The organism is Mycolicibacter sp. MU0083 (assembly GCF_963378075.1).
Classification (GTDB): Bacteria; Actinomycetota; Actinomycetes; order Mycobacteriales; family Mycobacteriaceae; genus Mycobacterium; species Mycobacterium kokjensenii.
The window spans coordinates 3,709,829-3,733,451 of record NZ_OY726394.1 but is presented as its reverse complement, the minus strand read 5'-3'; the positions used below and the strand labels follow the sequence as shown (position 1 = coordinate 3,733,451).

At 69.6% G+C, this 23,623-nt stretch carries 20 protein-coding genes; 12 read left to right on the top strand and 8 right to left on the bottom strand.

Annotated elements, in window-relative coordinates; genetic code table 11:
* The first annotated feature begins 13 nt into the window (after positions 1 to 13).
* Positions 14 to 778, top strand: coding sequence for a hypothetical protein (locus RCP38_RS17495; protein WP_308474188.1), 765 nt, complete (start codon positions 14 to 16; stop codon positions 776 to 778).
* A gap of 5 nt (positions 779 to 783) precedes the next feature.
* On the opposite strand, the gene radA is transcribed toward RCP38_RS17495, so the two are convergent.
* Positions 784 to 2,187 carry a DNA repair protein RadA gene (radA, locus tag RCP38_RS17490; protein WP_308474187.1) on the bottom strand — a complete coding sequence of 468 codons (1,404 nt, stop codon included), beginning with the start codon at positions 2,185 to 2,187 and terminating at the stop codon, positions 784 to 786.
* A gap of 49 nt (positions 2,188 to 2,236) precedes the next feature.
* Entirely contained in the window at positions 2,237 to 2,791 is a 555-nt protein-coding gene (locus RCP38_RS17485) for a copper chaperone PCu(A)C domain-containing protein (protein ID WP_308474186.1), read from the bottom strand.
* Positions 2,792 to 3,039: 248 nt separating this feature from the next.
* Between RCP38_RS17485 and carD the strand changes: the two genes are divergently transcribed.
* Genes carD through ispF form a run of 3 tightly spaced genes read left to right on the top strand, consistent with a single transcriptional unit; the run spans position 3,040 to position 4,698 of the window.
* Positions 3,040 to 3,528 (top strand): RNA polymerase-binding transcription factor CarD, encoded by a 489-nt coding sequence (gene carD, locus RCP38_RS17480; RefSeq protein WP_013830798.1) that lies wholly within the window; start codon positions 3,040 to 3,042, stop codon positions 3,526 to 3,528.
* A gap of 31 nt (positions 3,529 to 3,559) precedes the next feature.
* On the top strand, positions 3,560 to 4,225 hold the full coding sequence (ispD, locus tag RCP38_RS17475) for a 2-C-methyl-D-erythritol 4-phosphate cytidylyltransferase (RefSeq protein ID WP_308474185.1): 666 nt from the start codon (positions 3,560 to 3,562) through the stop codon (positions 4,223 to 4,225).
* Entirely contained in the window at positions 4,222 to 4,698 is a 477-nt protein-coding gene (gene ispF / locus RCP38_RS17470; RefSeq protein ID WP_308474184.1) for a 2-C-methyl-D-erythritol 2,4-cyclodiphosphate synthase, read from the top strand. The genes ispD and ispF overlap by 4 nt, the downstream gene beginning before the upstream one ends.
* Positions 4,699 to 4,725: 27 nt before the next feature.
* Here the strand turns inward: ispF and RCP38_RS17465 are convergent, their stop codons facing one another.
* Positions 4,726 to 5,526, bottom strand: coding sequence for a hypothetical protein (locus tag RCP38_RS17465; RefSeq protein ID WP_308474183.1), 801 nt, complete (start codon positions 5,524 to 5,526; stop codon positions 4,726 to 4,728).
* Positions 5,527 to 5,652: 126 nt separating this feature from the next.
* Between RCP38_RS17465 and cysS the strand changes: the two genes are divergently transcribed.
* The 4 genes from cysS (at position 5,653) to RCP38_RS17445 (ending at position 10,334) form a co-directional block, all read left to right on the top strand.
* A complete protein-coding gene (cysS, locus tag RCP38_RS17460; RefSeq protein ID WP_308474182.1) occupies positions 5,653 to 7,062 on the top strand; it encodes a cysteine--tRNA ligase in 1,410 nt (469 codons plus the stop codon).
* A complete protein-coding gene (gene rlmB, locus RCP38_RS17455; RefSeq protein WP_308474181.1) occupies positions 7,063 to 8,004 on the top strand; it encodes a 23S rRNA (guanosine(2251)-2'-O)-methyltransferase RlmB in 942 nt (313 codons plus the stop codon). It abuts the gene before it with no gap.
* Positions 8,001 to 8,897 carry a glycerophosphodiester phosphodiesterase family protein gene (locus tag RCP38_RS17450; RefSeq protein ID WP_308474180.1) on the top strand — a complete coding sequence of 299 codons (897 nt, stop codon included), beginning with the start codon at positions 8,001 to 8,003 and terminating at the stop codon, positions 8,895 to 8,897. The genes rlmB and RCP38_RS17450 overlap by 4 nt, the downstream gene beginning before the upstream one ends.
* Positions 8,898 to 9,014: 117 nt before the next feature.
* Positions 9,015 to 10,334 carry an HNH endonuclease signature motif containing protein gene (locus tag RCP38_RS17445; protein ID WP_308474179.1) on the top strand — a complete coding sequence of 440 codons (1,320 nt, stop codon included), beginning with the start codon at positions 9,015 to 9,017 and terminating at the stop codon, positions 10,332 to 10,334.
* A gap of 93 nt (positions 10,335 to 10,427) precedes the next feature.
* Here the strand turns inward: RCP38_RS17445 and RCP38_RS17440 are convergent, their stop codons facing one another.
* Genes RCP38_RS17440 through kstR form a run of 3 tightly spaced genes read right to left on the bottom strand, consistent with a single transcriptional unit; the run spans position 10,428 to position 13,277 of the window.
* The gene (locus RCP38_RS17440; RefSeq protein WP_308477384.1) at positions 10,428 to 11,672 is read right to left on the bottom strand and encodes an SLC13 family permease; all 1,245 of its coding nucleotides are present in this window, start codon (positions 11,670 to 11,672) and stop codon (positions 10,428 to 10,430) included.
* Positions 11,669 to 12,589 (bottom strand): MBL fold metallo-hydrolase, encoded by a 921-nt coding sequence (locus RCP38_RS17435; RefSeq protein WP_308474178.1) that lies wholly within the window; start codon positions 12,587 to 12,589, stop codon positions 11,669 to 11,671. Before RCP38_RS17435 ends, RCP38_RS17440 begins: the two co-directional genes overlap by 4 nt.
* 16 nt (positions 12,590 to 12,605) lie before the next feature.
* The gene (kstR, locus tag RCP38_RS17430; RefSeq protein ID WP_308474177.1) at positions 12,606 to 13,277 is read right to left on the bottom strand and encodes a cholesterol catabolism transcriptional regulator KstR; all 672 of its coding nucleotides are present in this window, start codon (positions 13,275 to 13,277) and stop codon (positions 12,606 to 12,608) included.
* 217 nt (positions 13,278 to 13,494) lie between these two features.
* On the opposite strand from kstR, the gene RCP38_RS17425 reads away from it, so the two are divergent.
* Positions 13,495 to 15,621 carry an acyl-CoA dehydrogenase gene (locus RCP38_RS17425; RefSeq protein WP_308474176.1) on the top strand — a complete coding sequence of 709 codons (2,127 nt, stop codon included), beginning with the start codon at positions 13,495 to 13,497 and terminating at the stop codon, positions 15,619 to 15,621.
* A 196-nt stretch (positions 15,622 to 15,817) separates the two neighbouring features.
* Positions 15,818 to 19,660: a bifunctional nitrate reductase/sulfite reductase flavoprotein subunit alpha gene (locus tag RCP38_RS17420; protein ID WP_308474175.1), complete on the top strand. Its 3,843-nt coding sequence runs from the start codon at positions 15,818 to 15,820 to the stop codon at positions 19,658 to 19,660.
* A gap of 10 nt (positions 19,661 to 19,670) precedes the next feature.
* Here RCP38_RS17420 and RCP38_RS17415 read toward each other — a convergent pair whose 3' ends face one another.
* Both RCP38_RS17415 and RCP38_RS17410 read right to left on the bottom strand, forming a co-directional pair.
* Entirely contained in the window at positions 19,671 to 20,228 is a 558-nt protein-coding gene (locus tag RCP38_RS17415) for a hypothetical protein (protein WP_308474174.1), read from the bottom strand.
* 23 nt (positions 20,229 to 20,251) lie between these two features.
* Positions 20,252 to 21,340: a ferredoxin--NADP reductase gene (locus RCP38_RS17410; protein WP_308477382.1), complete on the bottom strand. Its 1,089-nt coding sequence runs from the start codon at positions 21,338 to 21,340 to the stop codon at positions 20,252 to 20,254.
* 173 nt (positions 21,341 to 21,513) lie between these two features.
* Between RCP38_RS17410 and hsaA the strand changes: the two genes are divergently transcribed.
* Positions 21,514 to 22,704, top strand: a complete 1,191-nt coding sequence (gene hsaA / locus RCP38_RS17405; protein ID WP_308474173.1) for a 3-hydroxy-9,10-secoandrosta-1,3,5(10)-triene-9,17-dione monooxygenase oxygenase subunit — start codon at positions 21,514 to 21,516, stop codon at positions 22,702 to 22,704.
* A 16-nt stretch (positions 22,705 to 22,720) separates the two neighbouring features.
* On the top strand, positions 22,721 to 23,617 hold the full coding sequence (hsaC, locus tag RCP38_RS17400; protein WP_308474172.1) for an iron-dependent extradiol dioxygenase HsaC: 897 nt from the start codon (positions 22,721 to 22,723) through the stop codon (positions 23,615 to 23,617).
* Positions 23,618 to 23,623 lie beyond the last annotated feature (6 nt).

Genomic DNA, 23,623 nt, shown 5'->3' with positions numbered 1-23,623 from the left:
CTACCGTGAGAGCGTGCTCGATTTGGAACCGCAGGGTCCGCTGCCTTCGCAGATCTATTGGCGACGACGTGGCCTCGCGGTGGGTATTGCACTCACCGTGATCGCAGTGGTCTCGGCCATCTTCTTCTTCGCCTCACACAGTGGCGGCAGCAAGACGGCCGACGCGAAGAACACGTCCACCTCCGCCGGCGCCAAGCCGCAGGGCTCGTCGCCCGAAGAGGTCAAGACCCCGGTGGTCCCGCCGGCGGAGCAGGCACCGCCACCGTCGGCGACCCCCACCGCCGCGGTGACGCCGCCGCCGGTGCTCAAGGAGGGCGACGACTGCCCCGATTCGACGCTGGCGGTCAAGGGCCTGACCGGTCCGCAGTACGCGCTCGGAGAGCAGCCCCAGTTCACCATGGTCGTCACCAACATCGGTCTGGTCGCCTGCAAGCGGGATGTGGGCGCGGCGGTGCTGGCCGCCTACGTCTATTCGCTGGACAACCAGCGGTTGTGGTCGAACCTGGACTGCGCACCGTCGAACGAGACCCTGGTGAAGACCTTCGACCCGGGCGAGCAGGTCACCACCACGGTGACCTGGACGGGCATGGGTTCGGAGCCGCAGTGCCCACTGCCGCGACAACCGATCGGGCCGGGCACCTACAACCTCGTCGTCCAACTGGGCAATCTGAGATCGGCGACGGTGCCGTTCATGCTGACCGAGGGTGCGCCGGATGCGCCCCCGCCGGTGGAGGAAGTACCGCCGCCGCCGGCGGACGCGCCGCCGCCCGGCAACTGATCGGGCTAGTCGCCGTCCAATGACCGGGGCGCCGGCCGACCGGTGCGCCGCCCCGCGATATCGGCCAGGTGGCGCAGCGCCGCGCCGATATTGGCGGCCGCGACGGTGCGCAGGCCGCCCACCGCGGCCGGGGCGCTCGGCGGCGTCAGCGCCGTGGTGAACCCCAGTCGGGCCGCTTCGGCGAGCCGGCGGTCCATACCGTTGACCGGTCGCAGATCGCCGGCCAATCCGACCTCGCCCACCACGACGGTGGTCGCGGGCAGCGGCAGTTCGGTGTAGGCCGACGCCAGCGCCACGGCGACCGCCAGATCGGTCGACGGGTCGGTCAACCGCATCCCGCCGACCGTCGACAGGTAGATGTCGCCGGCCGCGATCGGCAGTTTGCCGTGCTTGTCCAGTACCGCGGTGATCATTGCGGCGCGGGCGTGATCGATCCCGCTGACCGCCCGGCGCGGCGAGCCGCCCGACGGCGTGGCCAGCAGGGCCTGCACCTCACCGATCAACGGGCGCTTGCCGTCCAGCGCCACCGTGATCGCGGTGCCCGCCACCGGTTCGCTGCGCTGCTCGAGGAAGAGCCCGGACGGGTCCGCGATGCCCTCGATACCGTTGTCGTGCAGCAGGAAACAGCCCACCTCGTCGGTGGCGCCGTAACGGTTCTTGACCGCGCGCACCATTCGCAGCACCGAGTTGCGGTCGCCTTCGAAGTGCAGCACCACGTCGACGAGGTGCTCCAGGGAACGCGGGCCGGCGATCGCGCCGTCCTTGGTGACGTGCCCGACCAGCACCAGTGCCACATCGGCGGCCTTGGCCGCGGCGGTCAGTGCCGCGGTGACGGCACGTACCTGGGTGACGCCGCCGGTCACGCCGTCGGTGTCGGAGGCGGCCACGGTCTGCACCGAGTCGACCACCATCAGGGACGGCCGTACCGCCGCGATGTGGCCGAGTACCGTCTGCAGGTCGGATTCGGCGGCCAGATAGATCTCGTCGTGGCTGGACCCGGTGCGTTCGGCCCGCAGCCGGATCTGCCCGGCGGATTCCTCCCCGGACACGTACAGTGCCCGCCGTCCCGCCAAGGCCCAGCGATGGGCGACTTCCAGGAGCAGCGTGGACTTTCCGACGCCGGGATCACCGGCGAGCAGGGTGACCGAGCCGGGCACCACGCCGCCGCCCAGCACCCGATCCAGTTCGGCGACGCCGGTCGGTTGGGGCCGCGCGGAACCCACGGCGATGGAGCTGATCGGAACCGCGGGGCGTGCCGGGGTCGCCGGTCGCAGGCCGCCGGCCGCCGGTGCCGCCTCGGCTACCGGGTCGATACCGCCCCAGCTACCGCATTCCGGGCAGCGACCCACCCATTTCGCGGTGGTGTTCCCGCATTCCGAACAGCGATAGAGCGAACGTGCCTTGGCCACTCGGCGACCGTAACGGGTCGGTCCGACAGTGCCGGTCGAGGCGCCGGGGTCAGTGGTGGTGCGAGACCGGTCCGGCCGAGATCGGCACCTGCAGGCTCACCTTGCCGGCGTTCTTGAAGTTGAAGGTGAACTCGTAGGTGAGTCCGTTGCGGATCTCCTGGTCCAGCGTGACCGTCGCCGATGCGGTGTTGGCGTCGGCGACCTCGGGCAATGCCTTGGCCGCGGGTGCGGTCGGCAGGTCCGGGCCGGCCGGGGTACCGACCACCAGGACGCCGTCGACGGGCACCGTCTTGGCCCCGGTCAACGGCGACACCTTGCCGATCGGGGAGGTGATCTCGGTCAGTTCGTCGGGGGTCTGTGTCGACTGGTTGGTGACGACGAAGACCAGGTCGACGGTGTCGCCGGGCTCCAGGGCGTCGCCGGACTGCACGGCCTGGATCTGCACGTCGCGCAGTGCCAGGTCGCCGACGTCGGCCGCGCTGCCGTTGACCGCGGCCGCCTGGTCGGCGGTCTGCGAGTACTGGCCGGTGCCGCACGCGGCCAGCGCGGTGGCGGCGACAAGTCCGATAGCGGCCTTCTTCAAGGCACTGTTGAACCGGTTCACGTATGGTCTCCTGCTCGGCTGGCGCGGCTTGTGACTATGCACTGTAGTAGCAACCCGGTTGCGGCGGTAGCGCAGGGTTCCGGGTCGCCCGCAACCGCACCGACCTGCCCCGATCGGGCCGCGCCATGCATGGTTAGCGCTTGCTGTCAACCCCCCTCGGGGCCCTGCGATGCCCCTGACCTGCACCGTTGGTGGTCCGGTGTCGGCGGGCCGTGTTAGCATGGGGTAGCGAAAGGGGCTCAAATCAGATGATCTTCAAGGTCGGAGACACCGTCGTATATCCACACCACGGTGCAGCGTTGATCGAGGCGATTGAAACCCGGACCATCAAAGGTGAGCAAAAGGACTACCTGGTCCTCAAGGTTGCCCAGGGCGACCTCACCGTTCGAGTTCCCGCTGAAAATGCTGAGTACGTCGGTGTGCGTGACGTTGTCGGCCAGGAAGGCCTCGACAAGGTTTTCCAGGTGCTGCGGGCTCCGCACACCGAAGAACCGACCAACTGGTCGCGTCGTTACAAGGCCAACCTGGAGAAGCTCGCCTCCGGTGACGTGCACAAGGTAGCCGAGGTGGTCCGCGACCTGTGGCGTCGTGACCAGGAGCGTGGCCTGTCCGCCGGCGAGAAGCGGATGCTGGCCAAGGCACGTCAGATCCTGGTCGGTGAACTGGCCCTGGCCGAGAACACCGATGACGCCAAGGCCGAGACCATCCTCGACGAGGTACTCGCGGCGGCGTCCTGATCGCAGTACCGGTGAGATTCCGAGGGAATCTATGCCAAGCACGGTAGCCGTGGTTCCGGCCGCGGGATCGGGTAAGCGCCTGGGCGCCGGAATCCCGAAGGCTTTCTTTCTGCTCGGCGGGCACACCCTGGTCGAGCGTGCGGTCGCGGGTCTCCGGGATTCCGGGGTCGTCGACCGCGTGGTGGTCGCGGTGCCGGCCGGCCGCACCGATGAGGCCAAGCTGATCCTCGGCGAGAGCGCCACCGTCGTGGCGGGCGGTGCCGACCGCGTCGAGTCGGTCCGATTGGCGCTGGCCGCCGCCGGCGAACCCGATTTCGTGCTGGTCCACGATGCGGCTCGCCCGTTGACCCCGTCGTCGCTGGTGGTCCGTGTCGTCGAGGCGCTGCACGCGGGACACCGCGCCGTGGTACCCGCGCTCCCGGTCGCCGACACCATCAAGGCCATCGATGCCAACGGCGCGGTGCTGGGCACGCCCGAACGGGCTGGGCTGCGGTCGGTGCAGACACCGCAGGGATTCGCCGCCGACTTGTTGTTGCGCGCCTACCAGCAGGCGGGTTCGGGCGACCGATTCACCGACGACGCCTCGATGGTCGAGCACATCGGCGGCCAGGTCCAGGTGGTCGAGGGAGATCCGTTGGCCTTCAAGATCACCACCGGCCTGGATGCGGTACTCGCCGAGGCCCTGGTGAATCGGTGAGCCTGCTGCCCCGGGTGGGCCTGGGCACCGATGTCCATCCGGTGGAGCCGGGCCGGCCCTGCTGGCTGTTGGGGTTGTTGTTCCCCGACGCCGACGGCTGCGCCGGGCACTCCGACGGCGACGTGGCCGTACACGCCCTGTGTGACGCGCTGTTGTCCGCGGCGGGGCTGGGAGACCTGGGCTCGGTGTTCGGCGTCGACGATCCCCGCTGGGCCCGCGTAACGGGTGCCGTGATGCTCGGCCACGTACGCGATCTGCTCGACGAGCACGGATTCGTGGTCGGAAACGCCGCGGTGCAGGTGATCGCCAACCGGCCGAAGATCGGGCCGCGCCGCGGCGAGGCGCAACAAGTCCTGACCGAACTGCTCGGCGCACCGGTGTCGGTGTCGGCGACGACCACCGACGGACTCGGACTCACCGGCCGGGGAGAGGGCCTGGCCGCGGTCGCCACCGCGTTGGTGGCGCCGCGTTAGGTCAGGCGGGGAGAGCGGGAAAGAGGCTTAGCCGCAGAGGCCGAGGAAGGACAGGCCCAAGCAGACGCCGTCGCCGGCCGCCTGGGTGCCGATCTCGGTACCGGTCTCCGCGGCGATTCCGGGGAGGTCGCCCGCCAGGCTGGAGGCGAGCTCGCCGGAAATGTCACCCGCGGCGGCAGCAGCAGCGTCGCCCACGGCGTTGCCGACTGCGTCCGTGCCGTCGATCAGGGCACCGGGGTCGAGGAAGTCCGGGGTCAGGCCTTCGCCCAGGTTGAAGGGCAGGTCGGCGGCGGTGGCCCCGGCGAAATCGGTCGCCGCGGACGAGCCGGCTACCGCGGCACCGTCGGCGGCCAGATCGCTGGCGGTGACAGCGCCGGCGGCCGCACCCGAGGTGGCGAGGCTGGTCATCAGCGGGGTCGCCAGCGGCATGGCCATCATCGGCGCGTACATCGCCATCATCGGGGCCATCATGGCCAGCTGCATGCCGATCTGGGGGCCCATCGCGGCCATGCTGGCGGTGCTGACACCGGCGCCGGCGGTGGTGGCCTGACCCATCTGGTCGGCCTGCTGCTCGGCCATCTGCCGCTGCTGCTCGTCCTGAGCCTCTTGGGCGTTCTGCATCATGTCGTGCTGGCCCGGGGCGAGCTCCTGGGCGGGGGCGAGCTGCTGCTCGTCCGGAGGGGTCTGCTGCACCGGCGCCGACACCAGTTCCGCGGGCTGCGGCTGCTGCTGGTTGTTGTTCGGCTCATCGGCGTACGCCGTCGCGGGACCGGCAATTGCAATTGCAGCGAGGAATGCTCCGGAGGCTGCGACCAGACGTTTGCTCACTGCCGCAATATATGCCACCTTCCAGCACCTGTCCAACGATGCGGCCTGAGGCGACTGTTTCTGAGAAACACCTGGTAAAGGCGGGTGTGGAGGTTATGGTTCTGGCGCCCGGTAAGCTGGCCCGTCGTGACCGATCGCCCCAGCCTGCGGCTGCACGACACGGCAACCGGCGCCGTGCGTGATTTCATCCCGCTGCGGCCCGGCCAGGTGTCCATCTATCTGTGCGGTGCCACCGTGCAGGCCGCCCCCCACATCGGCCACGTCCGCAGTGGCGTGGCGTTCGACGTGCTGCGTCGCTGGCTCACCGCCCGGGGCTACGACGTCGCGTTCGTGCGCAACGTGACCGACATCGACGACAAGATCCTGACCAAGGCCGCCGCTGCGGGCCGGCCCTGGTGGGAGTGGGCCGCCACCCACGAGCGGGAGTTCACCGCCGCATACGAGGCCCTGGGCGTACTGCCGCCCTCGGCCGAGCCGCGCGCCACCGGTCACATCACCCAGATGGTGGAGCTGATCGCGCGCCTGATCGACACCGGCCACGCCTACGCCGGCGACGGTGACGTCTACTTCGACGTGCTGAGCTACCCCGACTACGGGCAACTGTCCGGGCATCGCATCGACGACGTGCACCAGGGCGAGGGCGTGGCCACCGGCAAACGCGATCCGCGGGATTTCACGCTGTGGAAGGGCGCCAAGCCCGGTGAGCCCAGTTGGCCGACGCCGTGGGGGCCCGGCCGGCCCGGTTGGCACCTGGAGTGCTCGGCGATGGCGCGGGCTTACCTCGGCGCCGAGTTCGACATCCACTGCGGCGGTATGGACCTGGTCTTTCCGCATCACGAGAACGAGATCGCGCAGAGCCGCGCGGCCGGCGACGGGTTCGCGAACTACTGGCTGCACAACGGGTGGGTCACCCTGGGCGGCGAGAAGATGAGCAAGTCGCTGGGCAACGTGCTGTCGATGTCGGCGGTGCTGCAGCGGGTCCGGCCGGCCGAGTTGCGCTACTACCTGGGCAGCGCCCACTACCGGTCGATGCTGGAGTTCTCCGAGACCGCGCTGCACGACGCCGTCAACGCCTATGCCGGCATCGAGGACTTCCTGCACCGGGTCCGCAGTCGGGTGGGCGCCGTCGACCTCACCACCTGGACGCCGAAGTTCGCCGCCGCACTCGACGACGACCTGTCGGTGCCGATCGCGCTGGCCGAGGTGCACCGCACCCGCGCGGAGGGCAACCGGGCGCTGGACTCCGGCGACCACGACGGCGCATTGGCGGCCGCGGGTGCCATCCGGGCGATGATGGACGTGCTGGGCTGCGACCCGCTCAACGAGCGCTGGGAATCGCGGGACCAGGAGTCGGCGGCGCTGGCGGCGGTGGACGTGTTGGTGCGCGCCGAACTGGAACGCCGGGAAACGGCTCGCGCGGAACGGGATTGGCAGTTGGCCGACGAGATCCGCGGGAGGCTCAAGGATGCCGGCATCGAGGTCACCGATACCGGGGACGGTCCACAATGGTCACTGCTGGTCGAAGGGGCTGAGTAGATGGCCGGAAACTCCAAGCGCAAGGGTGCGGTCCGCAAAGCGGGCACCAAGAAGGGCCCGACCGTCGGTTCCGGTGGGCAACGTCGCCGCGGGCTCGAGGGCCGCGGTGCCACTCCGCCGGCCCACAAGCGCGAGTACCACCCGGCCGCCAAGGCGGCCAAGGCCGCGGCTAAGCAGCGTGCCTACCGGACGGCCAAGCGGGCCGACGAGAGCGAGACGGTGCTGGGTCGCAACCCGGTGCTCGAGTGCCTGCGCGCCGGGATCCCGGCCACCGCGCTGTATGTGGCGCTGGGCGCCGAAGCCGATGAGCGCCTGACCGAATCGGTAACCCGCGCAGCAGATTCCGGGCTGCCGATTCTCGAGGTTCCGCGGTCCGACTTGGACAAGATGACCACCAACGGACTGCATCAGGGCATCGCGCTGCAGGTTCCTCCCTACAGCTACGCCCATCCCGACGATCTGTTGGACGCCGCGCGTCAGGACGCGGCTCCGGCCCTGCTGGTCGCGTTGGACAACATCTCCGACCCGCGCAATCTGGGTGCCATCGTGCGGTCGGTGGCGGCGTTCGGCGGGCACGGTGTGGTCATTCCGCAACGCCGGTCGGCTTCGGTGACCGCAGTGGCATGGCGGACCAGTGCCGGTGCGGCGGCACGGATTCCGGTCGCGCGGGCGGCCAACCTGAACCAGACGCTCAAGGCGTGGGCGGACCGCGGCCTGCAGGTGGTCGGACTCGACGCCGGCGGCGACACCGTCGTCGACGAGTTGGACGGCACCGGACCGATGGTCGTGGTCGTCGGCTCCGAGGGCAAGGGCCTGTCCCGGCTGGTCCGGCAGAACTGCGACGCGATCGTGTCGATTCCGATGGCCGGTCCGACCGAATCGCTCAACGCGTCGGTGGCCGCCGGCGTGGTGCTGGCCGAGATCGCCCGCCAACGGCGGTGATTCGCCGCGCAGTCGCGGCGGCCGTGCTGTTGGCGGCTGTGTCGGGGAGCCTGGCCCCGGCGTCCGGCGCGCAACCTTCCGGGTTCGACCTGCAGGCGCATCGCGGTGGCCGTGGCGAGACCACCGAGGAATCGCTGCGGGCGTTCGCCAAATCCCTTGAATTAGGTGTCAGCACACTGGAGTTGGATGTCGTGCTGACCCGCGACGGTTTGCCGCTGGTCTGGCATGACCTCTCGATCGAATCGGTGAAATGCGCCGACACGGGTCCGGTGTTCGCCGGCGATCCCGACTATCCGTACGTCGGCAAGCGGGTGGGGGAGTTGGACCTCGCCCAGATCCGCACCCTGGACTGCGGGTTGCCGCAGCCCGAGTTCCCGCACGCGGAAGTGGTGGCCGGCAACAAGATCGCGACGCTACCGGAGGTCTTCGCGCTGGCCCGTCACACGGGTGTGCGCTACAACGTCGAGACCAAGGTGGATGGCGAGAATCAGCAGCGGCTGGTCGAGGTGATCCTGGCGGCGGCGCGTGCCGCGGGAACGCTGGGCGACGTCGAGGTCCAGAGCTTCGACTGGCGCACGCTGGCGTTGGTGCGTGCGATCGATCCGACGGTGCCGCTGGTCGCGCTGTGGGAGCGGGGATCCGATCCGATCGACGGGGCGGTGGCGGCGGGCGCAGACATCGTGTCGCCGGACTACGCGGTGGTGGATCGGAAGTTCGTCGAGCGGGCGCATGCGGCGGGGTTGTCGGTCATTCCGTGGACGGTCAACGACCCCGCAGTGATGCGCGAGCTGATCGCCGTGGGCGTCGACGGCATCATCACCGACTATCCGAGCAGGTTGCGCACCGTGCTCGCCGAACTGGGCATGCCGCTGCCCGGGGGTTATCGGGTGTGATCTCCCCACGCGTCGACTGTCACCGATGTCCTGAGACATCACGCCTTGCGGGCGGCGGAAATCCGAGTAGCATCGAACATATATTCGATTAATGTCATCGCTCGGAAGGTACCCGCCATGGACGCTACCGATCTCGAAGCCTTCGTCGATCGGCTCATCGGCGACCTGACTCCCGCCTGCGGGGTGCAGCGCGGACTGTCTGCACTGCTCAACGACCCCCGCCGCGACTTCGATGAACAACCACTGCTGGCCGCACTGCGGGCCGCGGTGACGTTGGGCAATCTGATCGATCACCTGATCGCCTCGGCGGTCGCGGCCGCCGAGCGCCTCGGGATCCCCGCACGCAAGCATCTGCGATCCGGCGCGGACCTGCTGATCGGGCTCGGTGTCGCACCGGCCGTGGCGTACCGGTCTGCGCGAGTCGGGCGAGCCGCCCCGCAACTGGCAGCACTCACTCGAGCCCAGCGCCTGGGAGCAGTGGGCATCGAGTTCGCCGATGCCGTCGGTGTCGGGATCGGCCACGTCGCCGACCGCGTCGGGCTATCCGATGACGAGGTCGCGCGACTGGTCACGAAACTGATGATCGAGACCACCCCGGCCGCAGTAGGCAGAAAAGCCCGGGCGATCGCCATCGCCGCAGCGCCGACCGCACCTTGTGAAGGCTCGGTGCCGGTGGCCGAGGACGCCGCGCTTAATGAGATGACGCTGACCCACGACCGCGACGGCCGGATCAAAGCCAGTTTCGACCTCGACGTACTCACCGGCGAAGAACTGCACGCCGCCCTGGACCCCCTGTGTCGGCCGGTACCCGCCCCCGACGGCTCCTCGGATCCCCGCACCACCGCCCGGCGCCGCGCCGACGGATTCGGCCAACTCATCCGTGACTACCTATCTGGTTCGGGGCGCCCACAATCGGGCGGAGTGCTACCGCATGTCACCCTTGTTCGACCCACCCCCGCCGCGACCGTGGCAGGGACCCCACCGGTGGACATGCTCGGATTCACCGGCCCGGTCAGCATCCCCACCGCCGAACTGATCTCCTGCGACGCCACCGTCGACGCCGTGCACGTCGATGCCCACGGCGCACCCCTGGACGTGGGACGTAGTCAACGATTGTTTCCTCCCAAGATCCGCAAAGCGCTGACCGTCCGCGATCAGGGATGTGCTTTCCCCGGCTGTGGCAGACCCGCTTCCTGGTGCGATGCCCACCACATCCGCCCCTGGACTGCTGACGGGGTGACCAGCCTCGACAACGGGGTACTGCTATGCCGGCGCCACCACACCGTCATCCATCACGACGGCTGGCAGGTCTACCTCGGCGCAGACCGTCACCCCTGGTTCATCCCGCCACCAGACCCGAAGCACCCCCGCAGAAAATCCGACCACCTACGCGCACACGCTCGCCGGACCCTGACGCCTCTGCTCACCGCAGCCTGACCCAAAAGCGAACATTGACAACACAACAGAGACAAAGCGGCGTTACGTGGCGGGCATCGGTCGTGTCGGCCGAGGCGGGCCGTGGGGATGGCGTCAAACCCCCAACAGGCGTGCACCGGCCCACAATGCCAGCACTGCTGCCAGCAGGGTGGCCGGCACCGTGCACAGCCCCAGGCGGGTGTACTCGCCCACCCCGGCCGTCACCCGATGCCTGCGCACCACCCGGCGCCACAGCAGGTTCGACAGCGATCCGGTGTAGCTGAGATTCGGTCCGATGTTGACCCCGATCAGCACCGCCAGCACCGCGATCGGGCCGCCGGGGGCCACCAACGGCGCCAACACCAGCGTCGCGGGCAGGTTGTTGACCACGTTGGCCAGTACCGCGGCGACTGCCGCGATCCCCAGCAACGCCGGCAGGCCCGTGCCGGTCGGCAGCAGGGTGGCCATCCGGTCACCCAGCCCGTTGTCCACCACGGCCCGCACCACCACGCCCAGCGCCAGCACGAACACCAGAAAGCTTGGGCTGGCGGCCCGCACGATGCCGCCCGGGGTGCTGCGGCGCTGCGCCAGTCCGCGCACCGCCAGCACCGCCGCCCCGGCGACCGCCGCCCACGCCGGCGGCACGCCCAACGACTCGGCGACCACGAACCCGGCCAGCGTCAGGCCCAGGACCACCAGCACGAACACCGGGACCGGCGGCGGTGGGCCGGCTTGCGGGTGCGCCGGCGTGGCGCGTAGATCGGCGCGGAAGAACCACCGGAAGATCAGGTACACCACGGCGGTGCCGGCCAGCCACGGGGCCGCCATCAGTGCGGTGAACTCCGCGAACGACAGCCCGGTCTCGCGGAACGCCAACAGATTGGTCAGGTTGGACACCGGCAGCAGCAACGACGCGGTGTTGGCCAGGTGCGCGGTCGCATACGCGTGCGGGCGCACCGGTGCCCGGCGGCGGCGGACCATCGTCAGCACCACCGGCGTCAGCAGCACCACCGTCGCGTCCAGGCTCAGCACGGCGGTCAGGCCGGCGGCGATCACGAAGACCCGGCGCAACAGATGCTGCGGCGGCCCGACGTCGGCGCGGGCCATCGCGGCCCCGGCGGCGTCGAACAGGCCCTCGTCGTCGCAGAGTCGGGCCAGTACCAGCACCGCGCCCAGGAACGCCACCACGTGCAGCAGGGCGGCGACTTCGGCGAGGGCGGCCGACACCGAGATGGCGCCTGCCGCAACACAGATCACCGCGGCCGGTACCGCCGCGAACGCTTCCGGCCAGCCCCTGGGGCGGGCCACCGCGAACCCCAACACCGTGGCGAGCGCCAGCAGTGCAAGAGCCAGACTCAGGCCCACGGATCCTCACGTCGCCACACCGTGGGCAGGTGCAGGCCGACCCCGTCGGCCTCGGCCAGCTCCCCGAGGACCCGCATCGTCACGTCCAGGTCGTCGCCGGCATAGGGCAACGCGCGCAACGGCTTCGACAGCGGCCGGAAGAAATCATCCCAGTGGGTCAACACCACGGTCTTGGCGCCGACGGTGCGTACCGTCTCCGACCAGTAGTCGGTCAGGTAGCGGCGGGACTGCAGCCCGAGCTGGCCCACCCCCAGATAGGCGACCTCGGCCCGGTACCCGTCCAGCGAGCCCCGGACGAACCCGGCGCTGCCGACCATCAGCACCCGCCGGTCCGTCGGGCGGTGGGCCACCACCGCCGACCACGCTTCGCCGCAGCGGTAGGCCTTGGCCCGGACCGGGGGAGTGACCGGTGCGGTGATGTCGCCGGGGAACCGGTCCGGGGGGCAGTGCTCCGATTCGACCAGCGTCACGTCGTAGGCGCCCAACGAGATCGGCCGGTTCGGTGTGGCGAGCACCAGCCGGCCCTCGGTCAACCCGTGGCCGCGGCCCACGTTGACCGCCGACTCGCCGCCCACCAGCAGCGCACCGGTACGTTCGGCGACCAATGCCGAATCCAGCACGTGGTCGATGTGGGTGTGCACCGGCACCACCGCCGCCAGCCCGGAGATACCGGCGCGGGCCAGACAACCGTCGACGCGGGCCGGCACCGGGGCGACCTTGCCGAACTGGATCCGCGCCAGACCGGGGCGGGAGAAGTAGCCGTCGGTCAGCAGCGCCGACGAACCGTCGTCGATGAGCACCGTCGACACCCCGAGCCAGGTCAGGCTCAGCGGCGCATCCGGCGCCGCGGGCGGGACGTCGAACCGGTGGGCGTAGCGATCCAGGTCGGGGCGACCGAGTTTGAGACGCATCAGCCGGGGCGTGGAATCAGACCTTGGGACTGTCGTCGTCGCCGATCAGCAGACGGACCGCCAGGTCCAGTCGGGTGCTGAAATCGGTGGCCGAGGCCCGCCGGGTCAGCCAGGCGAGCAGGTTCGACAGCCAGACATCGGAGATCACCCGGGAGATGTGGTACTGCTCCTCGGTCGGCTCGCCGTCGCTCATCGCCCCGGCGAACATCGAGTCGATCAGCTTCTGGACGTGGTCGACCTCGCCGGCCGCCGAGGCGTCGGCGAACACGTACGCCCGGGTCATGGCCTCGGTGAGCAGCGGATTGCGCTGCATGGCGCGGTTGAGCTTGTTGACCACCAGGTTGAGTCGCTGGTGGCGGGTGGTGGCGGCATAGGTCACCGGGTCGGTTTTGGTGTCCACCCGCGCGATCTCGCGGCCCATCGCCGACACCAGCAGGTGGACCTTCGACGGGAAGTAGCGGTACAGGGTGCCCACCGCCACGTCGGCCCGATCGGCCACCGCGCGCATCTGCACCGCGTCGTAGCCGCCCTTGGAGGCGATCGCCAGCGTGGCGTCGAGAATGCGTTTGCGGCGCTCGCGCTGCGCTTCGGAGCCGAGGTCGGATTCGGTCAGCACGGCGACGTTGACGACTTCGCGCGGTTGACCGGACGATCCGCGTCCTGCGGTGCTGTCGGCTGGTGACGACATGTGCTGCGCGGCTCCCTCCGTTGAACTATCGGCCAATAACGATACGCACCGCGTAGTGGAATTTCTTACTCCCAACACCGGCCGGACCTCATGTGTCCAGCCACAACGGTTCGACTTGACGCCCTTGCGCTGGCACTATTAGAACACGTTCTAGTGCCTCGGGCGGCCTCCTCGGCCGACCCGGCCACCCGTCTGTTTCGACCCGGAGGAGCCCAGCGTGTCCGTGACCACCACCGACGAACAGCTCGCCGCCCGCGAACTGGTCCGTGACTGGGCTGCCGCAGCGAACACCGCCGAAGCGATTCGCGCCACCGAACTGGGCGAAACCGACGCCTGGCGTGCCGTTTTCGCTCGCCTGGCCGAATTGGGCCTATTCGGGGTGGCGGTCCCCGAGGAGGCCGGCGGGGCCGGTGGGCGCCTGGAAGACCTCTGCGCGATGGTCGACGAAGCCGCCAAGGCACTGGTTCCCGGGCCGGTCGCGACCACGGCGCTGGCCACCCTGGCCGTCGAGGACCCGCAGCTGCTGGAGGCCCTGGCCGCCGGCGAGAAGACCGCCGGGGTTGCGGTCGACACCTCCGCGGCCAGCGTCCGTTTCGACTCCGCGGCCGGCCGGGCGACGGGCACCGCCGAGCGCGTGCTGGGCGGCACCGCCGACGGGCTGCTGCTGCTGCCCACAGATGCCGGCTGGGTGCTGGTGGACGCCGGAGCCGACGGGGTGGACGTCGAACCGCTGGTGGCCACCGACTTCTCCCGGCCGCTGGCCAAGGTGACGCTGTCCGCGGCGCCCGCGGTGCGGCTGGAAAGCAGCGACCGGGTGGAGAACCTCGCGGTCACGGTGCTGGCCGCCGAGGCCGCCGGTATCGCCCGGTGGGCGCTGGACACCGCCGTCGAATACGCCAAGGTGCGTGAGCAGTTCGGTAAGCCGATCGGCAGTTTCCAGGCCGTCAAGCACCTGTGCGCGGAGATGCTGTGCCGGGCCGACCAGGCTGCGGTGGCCGCCGCCGACGTGGCCCGCGCCGCATCCGACCCCGACGGGCAGCAGTTCGCGATCGCCGCCGCGGTCGCCGCCGCCATCTGCATCGACGCCGCCAAAGCCAACGCCAAGGACTGCATCCAGGTGCTCGGCGGCATCGGCATCACCTGGGAGCACGACGCGCACCTGTACCTGCGGCGGGCCTACGGCATCGGCCAGGCGCTCGGCGGTCACGCACGCTGGCTGCGCCGCACCGCCGAGCTGACCCGGGACGGGGTGCGCCGCCGCCTCGAGGTCGACCTGGGCGAGACCGCCGACATCCGGCCCGAGATCGCCGCCGAAGCGGCCCGCATCGCCGCACTGCCGGACGCCGAGCAGCAGGCCGCGCTGGCCGAATCGGGTCTGCTGGCGCCGCACTGGCCCGCCCCCTACGGGCGCGCGGCCAGCCCCACCGAGCAGCTGGTGATCGACCAGGAACTGGCCGCTGTCGGCGTCGGGCGCCCCGACCTGGTGGTCGGCTGGTGGGCGGCCCCGACCATTCTCGAACACGGCACGCCCGAGCAGATCGAACGCTTCATTCCGGCCACGCTCAGCGGCGAGGTGTTCTGGTGCCAGCTGTTCTCCGAGCCCGGAGCCGGTTCGGACCTCGCGGCGCTGCGCACCAAGGCGGTGAAGGTCGACGGTGGCTGGCGGTTGACCGGACAGAAGGTCTGGACGTCGCGGGCCCACGACTCGCAGTGGGGGATCTGCCTGGCCCGCACCGACGCCGACGCGCCCAAGCACAAGGGCATCACCTACTTCCTGGTCGACATGGCCGCCGAGGGCATCGACATCCGGCCGCTGCGGGAGATCACCGGTGAGGCGCTGTTCAACGAGGTCTTCCTCGACGACGTGTTCGTCCCCGACGAGATGGTGGTCGGCGGCGTCAACGACGGTTGGCGGCTGGCCCGCACCACGCTGGCCAACGAGCGGGTCGCGATCGCCGGCGGAACGGCACTGGGCAATCCGATGGAAGAACTACTGGCGGCGCTGTTCGGTGACAGTCCGGAGATCGACACCGCCACCGCGGAGCGGCTGGCCCGCCTGATCATCGCCGCGCAGGCGGGATCGCTGTTGGATCAACGCATCGCGCAGCTCGCCGTCGGTGGGCAGGACCCGGGCTCGGAGTCCTCGGTGCGCAAGCTGATCGGAGTGCGCTACCGGCAGAACCTGGCCGAGTTCCGGATGGACGTCTCCGACGGGGCCGGCGTGCTGGCCGGTCGTCCGGTGCACGACTTCCTCAACACCCGCTGCCTGTCGATCGCCGGCGGCACCGAGCAGATCCTGCTGACGCTGGCCGCCGAACGGCTGCTGGGCCTGCCGCGGGGCTGACCCCCGCGGGCCCGGCCCCCGCCACAGTCGGCGGCGGGTCGGGTCAAGATCACATTCCGGGGCGTATGCGCCGGTCAAGGCGCTGTCTCGGCGCCGCTGAAGGAATGTCGCAACGCGTGGTAATTGTCCGGCAATGATCTTGAAACGTGCGGGCGGCAGGGTAACGGCAAGGCCCTGACCGTAGGAGGTGCCCTCCGTGCCCGTGCAAGACGACCCCCGGGTCCCCGGGACCACCGAATCCGTGGCGACGTTGTGCGCCTACTGCGGCGTCGGCTGCGGCCTGGTGCTGCAGGTCGAGACCGATCCGGCCACCGGGCGCCGCCGGGTGGCGAAAGCGATCGGGGACAAGGCGCACCCGGCGAACTTCGGCAGGCTGTGCACCAAAGGCGCGACGACCGCCGACATGCTGGCCGCGCCCGGCCGGATGTCCTCGGCGTTGCTGCGTTCGGCCCGAGACGAACCGGCCGAACCGACCGGGATCGACACCGCCATCACGCACTGCGCGACCCGGCTGCGGGCGATCGTCGACGAACACGGGCCCGACGCCGTCGCACTCTACGTCTCCGGCCAGATGTCGCTCGAGGCACAGTATCTGGCGAACAAGCTGGCCAAGGGCTTCATCGGCACCAACCGGATCGAGTCCAACTCCCGGCTGTGCATGTCCGGCGCGAGCACCGGCTACAAGCAGTCCCTGGGAGCCGACGGCCCGCCCGGCTCCTATCAGGACTTCGAGCACGCCGACGTGTTCTTCGTGACCGGCGCCAACATGGCCGACTGCCACCCGATCCTGTTCCTGCGGATGATGGACCGCGTCAAGGCCGGCGCCAAACTGATCGTGGTCGACCCGCGGCGCAGTGCCACCGCGGACAAGGCCGACCTTTTCCTGCAGATCGCGCCCGGCACCGACCTGGCGCTGCTGAACGGACTGCTGCACCTGATCGTCGCCGACGGGTACACCGATGACGCGTTCATCGCCGAGTTCACCCGGGGCTGGGAGGTGATGCCCGACTTCCTCGAGCAATACCGGCCCGAGACGGTAGCGGCGATCACCGGCATCCCCGAAGCCGACATCCGCACCGCCGCAACGTGGATCGGGCAGGCCGCCAACTGGATGAGCTGCTGGACGATGGGGCTCAACCAGTCCACCCACGGCACCTGGAACACCAACGCACTGTGCAACCTGCACCTGGCCACCGGGGCGATCTGCCGGACCGGCAGCGGCCCGTTCTCACTCACCGGGCAGCCCAATGCGATGGGCGGCCGGGAGATGGGATACCTGGGGTCGGGACTGCCCGGGCAGCGCAGTGCGGCCGATGCCGAGGATCGTGCCTTCGTCGAGGACGCCTGGGGCGTCCCGCGCGGATCGCTGCGCACCGACGGGGATGCCGGTGCCATCGACATGTTCGAGCAGATGGCCGACGGCCGGATCAAGGCATGCTGGATCATCTGCACCAATCCCGTTGCCACCGTGGCGAATCGCAAGACCGTCCTGGCGGCGCTCGAGCGTGCCGAGCTGGTGATCGCCCAGGAAGCGTTCACCGAGACCGAGACCACCGCCTACGCGGACGTGCTGCTGCCGGCGGCGCTGTGGACCGAGTCCGAGGGGGTGATGGTCAACTCCGAACGCAACCTCACCCTGTTCACCAAGGCGGTCGACGCGCCGGGGGAGGCGCTACCGGACTGGCAGATCATCGCCCGCGTCGCCGCCGAGATGGGCTACGCCGAAGCATTCGACTACGCCTGCGCCGAGGACGTCTTCGACGAGATCAAGCGATTCGCCAACCCCAGGACCGGCTACGACCTGCGCGGCATCAGCTATCGGCGGCTGCGCCGCACGCCGGTCCAATGGCCCTGCCCGCCCGGCGACCGCCGGGACCGTCACCCGATCCGCTACCTCACCGCCGGCGCCGCGCCGCGATTGGCGTTCCCCACCGACGACGGCCGCGCGGTGTTCTTCGCCCGCCCGCACCTGCTGCCCGACGAGATGCCCGACGGCGACTACCCGTTCCTGCTCAACACCGGCCGCCTGCCCCATCAATGGCACACCATGACCAAGACCGGAAAGGTCGCTCGACTCAACCGGCTCAACCCGGGACCGTTCGTGGAGATCCACCCCGACGACGCCGCCCGACTGGGCGTCGTCGACGACGACGCGGTGGAGATCGCCTCGCGCCGGGGCCGCGCCGTGCTGCCGGCGCTGGTCAGCGACCGGGTACGGCCCGGGGACTGCTTCGCGTCGTTCCACTGGAACGACGCCTTCGGCGAATACCTGGCGATCAATGCGGTCACCAACGATGCCGTCGACCCGGTATCGCGGCAGCCGGAATACAAGGCCTGTGCGGTCACTCTTGCCCGGGTCGCCGGTCGGTCTGCGCCGGCCCCGGCAGACGCGAGCTACCTGCCGCCGCCGGAGGTTTCGGCGCCGACCGGCGACGCATCGCGTGCGCCCGTCGCGGTGTTGTGGGCCTCGCAGACCGGCACCGCCGAAGACGCCGCGGCGCGGTGCGCGGCGCAGCTGGGCCAGGCCGGCCTGGCGGTCAGGCTGTGCGGCATGGACGATTTCCCGGTCGCTGATCTGGCGGGCGCGTCGACGCTCCTGCTGATCACCAGCACCACCGGTGACGGCGACCCGCCGGACAACGGTGCGGCGCTGTGGGAGTCGCTCAACGCGGCCGACGCACCCCGACTGCCCGACACCCGCTACGCGGTGCTGGCGTTGGGCGATTCCAACTACGACGACTTCTGCGGCCACGGGCGCAGACTCGACGAGCGACTGGCCGAACTCGGCGCGCACCGCCTCACCGACCGGGTGGACTGCGAACCCGACTACGAGGCGGCGGCCACCGGGTGGCTGACGAACGTCTGCGGGGCCCTCGTTGCCACCCCGGGCGTCTCCGCGGCTGTGGCGCCGGTGACGCCGCTGTCCTACGGTAAGAAGAATCCGCTGATCACCTCGTTGGTCGTCAATACCAGGCTCAGCGGGCCGGGCTCGGCGAAAGACGTGCGGCAGTTGGCTTTCGCGCTGCCGGAGAACACCGTGGACTATCAGGCCGGCGACGCCCTGGGGGTCTGGCCGCGGCACCACCTCGATCTGGTCGAGGAATGGCTGGCCGTCACCGGGCTGGACGGTGACACAGTCGTGGAGGTCACCGGCGGGCAGCTGATGGTGTTGCGCGATGCGCTGCGGGAACGGCTCGCGATCGCCCGGGTCAACCCGGACCTGGTCCGGTTCGTCGCCGAGCGCAGCGGCAGCGTCGAACTGGCCGAGCTGGTCCAACCGGGGAACAAGGCCGCGTTCGCCGACTGGGCCTGGGGGCGTCACCAGGTCGACCTGCTCGCCGAGTTTCCGGTCCGGGTCTCCGCCGAAGACTGGCTCGCGGTCCTCAAACCCCTTCAACCGCGGCTGTATTCGATCTCGTCGAGTCCCAAACACGACCCGCGCCGAATCCAGCTGACCGTGTCGACGGTGCGCTACGACTTCCGGGGCCGTCCCCGACGCGGGGTCTGCTCGACCTATCTGGCCGACGCCGCCCGGGACGGGGTCGGGATCTTCGTGCAGAAGGCCAATCATTTCCGGCCGCCGGCCGATCCGGACACCCCGATGATCATGGTGGGCCCCGGAACCGGGATCGCCCCGTTCCGCGGGTTCCTGCACGAGCGGCGCGCACTGGGCCACACCGGGCGCAACTGGTTGTTCTTCGGCGAGCAGCACGCGGCCACCGACTTCTACTACCGCGACGAGATCACCGGCATGCACGCCGACGGATTCCTCACCGAACTGGACCTGGCGTTCTCCCGCGACCAGCCCGAGAAGGTCTATGTGCAGCACCTGATGCGCCGGCGCGGTGCACAGCTGTGGCGGTGGTTGCAGGACGGCGCGCACCTGTATGTCTGCGGCGACGCCCAGCGCATGGCGAAGGCGGTGGATGCCACCCTGGTCGAGATCGCCGGACAGCACGGTGGTCTTGATCCCGAGGCGGCCAGGGGGCAGATCCGGGCGTTGGCGTCGGCCGGCCGCTACCAGCGCGACGTGTACTGAATCAGACGGCTCAGAACACCGTCTGGGCGCAGGTGGACGGTGTGGTCAGGTTGACTCCGGCGTACACCACCTGGACGTGCGTGCAGACGATCACGTTGGCGTCGGTCTTGGGCCGGCCGGTGCTGTACTCCAAGACGTCGATGCTGCCGTTGGTCTGGTATTTCTCCGGCGGGCCCTCGCCGTAGTACATCGACTGGATCACCGCGCCGGTGCCGTCCTTGAACACCTTGGTGCCCGGGCCGCCCCGGTCCTTGAACCAGCCCTCGCCGCCGTCGGTGTGCACGTCGAGGTAGGCCGATCGCTTCGATGAGCGGATCTCGGTGCTCTGGCGCGCCCACAGGTCCGGCGGGAATCCCCGCATGCCGTCGGGCGTCTGCAACTGCACCCCGACGGTGAACCGGCACAGCGGGGGCGCGCTGCAGTCGACCCAGCTGTGGGTCTGCAGCTGGTCGAACTCGTTGACAGGGAACAGTGAGGTCTTGGTGTCGCTTGCCGCCGAGGAGATCGCGGGCGGGACCAGCGCGGCCAACAGCAGCAGCGCCGCCGGCACCGTCAGCAACCGTCTCATGTCGCACCAACCTAGCCGTGGGATCACTCGTCGTAGGTCACTTCCACCGAATCGGTCTCGGGGCGGGCCTGGCAGCCCAGGATCAGGCCCTCGGCGAGATCCTGGGGTTCGAGGACGTCGTTGATCTCCATGCTGACCTTGCCGCTCTTCAGGTCGCAGGCGCAGGCGCCGCAGTGTCCTTCGCGGCAGGAGAACGGGGCGTCGAGGCCCTTGTCGAGCAGCAGGTCGAGCAGTTTGACGTGGCGGGGCCAGGCCAGCTCGTGCTTCTCGCCGTCGAGTTCGACGATGAGGGTGGCCGGCGGCTGGGCCTGCTCGCCCTCGGGTGCCTCGGTGATCTTGACCGCGGCGAACGGGTCGCTGTCCAGCGACTTGAACACCTCCAGGTGCACCTGCTCGGCGGGGACCTTGCAGGTCTCCAGCGCCTCGCGGGCGGCCTGCATGAACGGGCCCGGCCCGCAGATGAAGACCTGGCGGTCGGCGAACGGGGCCACCAGGTTGGCCAGCGCCGCGGGGGTGGGCAGGCCCTGCACCGACTCCAGCCAGTGCACGACGGTCAACCGGTCGGGGTACTGCGCCACCAGTTCGCGCAGCGCGGCGCCGAAGATCACCGATCGCTCGTCACGGTTGGCGTACAACAGCTTCACCTTGCCGGTGCCCTGCGACAGCGCCGACTTGGCGATCGCCATCATCGGGGTGATGCCGCTGCCGGCGGCCAGCAGCAGGAAGTCGGTGTCCAGCGATTTGGGCACGAACGTTCCCGAGGGGGCCAGCACGTGCACCCGCATCCCGGGGCGGGCGTTGTCGCACAGCCAGTTGGATGCGTAGCCGTCGGCGGTGCGCTTGACGGTGACAGCCAGCGCGTCATCGGTGAACGGCGAACTGCACAGGGAGTAGCAGCGGGCCACCGAACCGGTGCGATCGCTGGGAATGCGCAGGGTCAGGAACTGGCCCGGCGAGTACTGCAGGCGCTGCGCCGGAATCTCCGGGTCGTCCGGGCCGTCGGGGACGCCGAAGACCAGCGAGCGCGCGTCGTCGGTCTCGGTGACGACTTCGGTGATCTGCAGTTCCAGCACGTGAGCACCGAGTGGTTCGTCCGGAATGGTCTCCGTCACGGCCCGCCCTTCATCTTCGGTCATAACTAGAACAGGTTACAGAAAAGCGCTCCGGTATCGCTACCAACTGCAGGAACGCCCTGCTCGACACAAATCGGAACGTGTTCTAATCTCACTCTAGGGTGGTTGGAAAACACCGCCGGAGAACCTGTTCACTCCTGGAAGGCAATCTAGTGACGTCCATTCAACAGCGTGACGCCCAGTCGGTATTGGCCGCCATCGACGACCTGCTGCCGCAGTTGCGTGAGCGCGCCCAGGAGACCGAAGACCTCCGCAAACTGCCCGACGCCAACGTCAAGGCGCTCGAGGACGCCGGCTTCTTCCGGCTGCTGCAGCCCGAGCAGTGGGGCGGCCTGCAGTGCGACCCGACGATCTTCTACGAGGCGGTGCGCCGGCTCGCCAGCGCCTGTGGCTCCACCGGATGGGTCGCCGGGATCATCGGCGTGCACAACTGGCACCTGGCGCTCTTCGACCAGCAGGCCCAGGAGGACGTCTGGGGTGAAGACACCGGAGTCCGGATCTCCTCGTCCTACGCGCCGATGGGCGCCGGGGTGGTCACCGAGAACGCCGACGGCTACATCGTCAACGGCGCCTGGAACTGGTCCTCGGGCTGCGACCACGCCACCTGGGCGTTCTTGGGCGGTCCGGTGATCAAGGACGGTAAGCCCGTCGACTTCGGCAGCTTCCTGATCCCGCGCACCGACTACACCATCGACGACGTCTGGCACGTGGTCGGCCTGCGCGGCACCGGCTCCAACACCGTCGTGGTCAAGGACGTCTTCGTGCCGCGGCACCGGTTCCTGTCCTACAAGGCGATGAACGACGGCACCGCCGGCGGGTATGAGACCAACACCGCGCCGGTCTACAAGATGCCGTGGGGCACCGTGCATCCCACCACCATCTCGGCCCCGATCATGGGTATGGCCTACGGGGCCTACGCCGCGCACGTCGAGCACCAGGGCAAGCGGGTGCGTGCGGCGTTCGCCGGCGAGAAGGCCAAGGACGACCCGTTCGCCAAGGTCCGGATCGCCGAGGCCGCCAGTGACATCGACGCCGGCTGGCGTCAGCTGATCGGCAACGTCGGCGACGAGTACGCGCTGCTGTCCGCCGGCAAGGAGATCCCGTTCGAACTGCGGGCCCGGGCCCGGCGCGACCAGGTGCGTGCCACCGGTCGGGCGATCGCCTCGATCGACCGGCTGTTCGAGGCGGCCGGTGCCACCGCGCTGTCCAACGACGCTCCGGTGCAGCGGTTCTGGCGTGACGCCCACGCCGGCCGGGTGCACGCGGCGAACGACCCCGAGCGCGCGTACATGATCTTCGGCAACCACGAGTTCGGGTTGCCGCCCGGCGACACCATGGTCTGATCGGAGGGATCAACAGATGAGTATCCGCTCGCTGGGATACCTGAGAATCCAGGCCACCGACATGGCCGCCTGGCGCGACTTCGGGCTGAAGGTCCTCGGCATGGTCGAGGGAACCGGAACCACCGAGGGTGCGCTGTACCTACGGATGGACGAGTTCCCCGCCCGCCTGGTGATCGTGCCCGGTGACACCGACAAGCTGCTGGTGTCGGGTTGGGAATGCGCCAACGCGCCGGGGCTGGCCGAGATCCGGCAGCGCCTGGACGCCGAGGGCACCCCGTATCGGGAAGCCACCCCGGCCGAACTGGCCGAACGCAACGTCCAGGAGATGATCTGCTTCGACGACCCGTCGGGCAATCACCTGGAGGTCTTCCACGGCGTCGCGCTGCAGCACCGCCGGATCGTCAGCCCCTACGGGCACCGGTTCGTCACCGAAGAACAGGGCCTGGGCCATGTGGTGTTGTCCACGAAGGACGACGCCGAGGCGCTGCACTTCTACCGCGACGTGCTCGGCTTCCGGCTGCGCGACTCCATGCGGCTGCCACCGCAGATGGTGGGCCGCCCCGCCGACGGCGACCCGGCCTGGCTGCGGTTCTTCGGCTGCAACCCGCGGCACCACAGCCTGGCGTTCCTGCCGATGCCCACCCCGACCGGAATCGTGCACCTGATGGTCGAGGTGGAGAACTCCGACGACGTCGGGCTCTGCCTGGACCGGGTGGCCCGCCGCAAGATCCCGATGGCCGCGACTTTGGGCCGGCACGTCAACGACAAGATGCTGTCCTTCTACATGAAGGCGCCCAGCGGTTTTCAGGTCGAGTTCGGCTGTGAGGGCCTGGAGGTCGACGACGAGGACTGGGTGGCCCGGGAGAGCACCGCGGTCAGCCTGTGGGGTCACGACTTCACCGTGGGTATGTAAGTGGCG

Coding starts and splice junctions, on each gene's coding strand:
- carD (WP_013830798.1), top strand. CDS start 3,040: ATGATCTTCAAGGTCGGAGACACCGTCGTATATCCACACCACGGTGCA.
- ispD (WP_308474185.1), top strand. CDS start 3,560: ATGCCAAGCACGGTAGCCGTGGTTCCGGCCGCGGGATCGGGTAAGCGC.
- rlmB (WP_308474181.1), top strand. CDS start 7,063: ATGGCCGGAAACTCCAAGCGCAAGGGTGCGGTCCGCAAAGCGGGCACC.
- RCP38_RS17445 (WP_308474179.1), top strand. CDS start 9,015: ATGGACGCTACCGATCTCGAAGCCTTCGTCGATCGGCTCATCGGCGAC.
- RCP38_RS17435 (WP_308474178.1), bottom strand. CDS start 12,589: ATGCGTCTCAAACTCGGTCGCCCCGACCTGGATCGCTACGCCCACCGG.
- kstR (WP_308474177.1), bottom strand. CDS start 13,277: ATGTCGTCACCAGCCGACAGCACCGCAGGACGCGGATCGTCCGGTCAA.
- RCP38_RS17415 (WP_308474174.1), bottom strand. CDS start 20,228: ATGAGACGGTTGCTGACGGTGCCGGCGGCGCTGCTGCTGTTGGCCGCG.
- hsaC (WP_308474172.1), top strand. CDS start 22,721: ATGAGTATCCGCTCGCTGGGATACCTGAGAATCCAGGCCACCGACATG.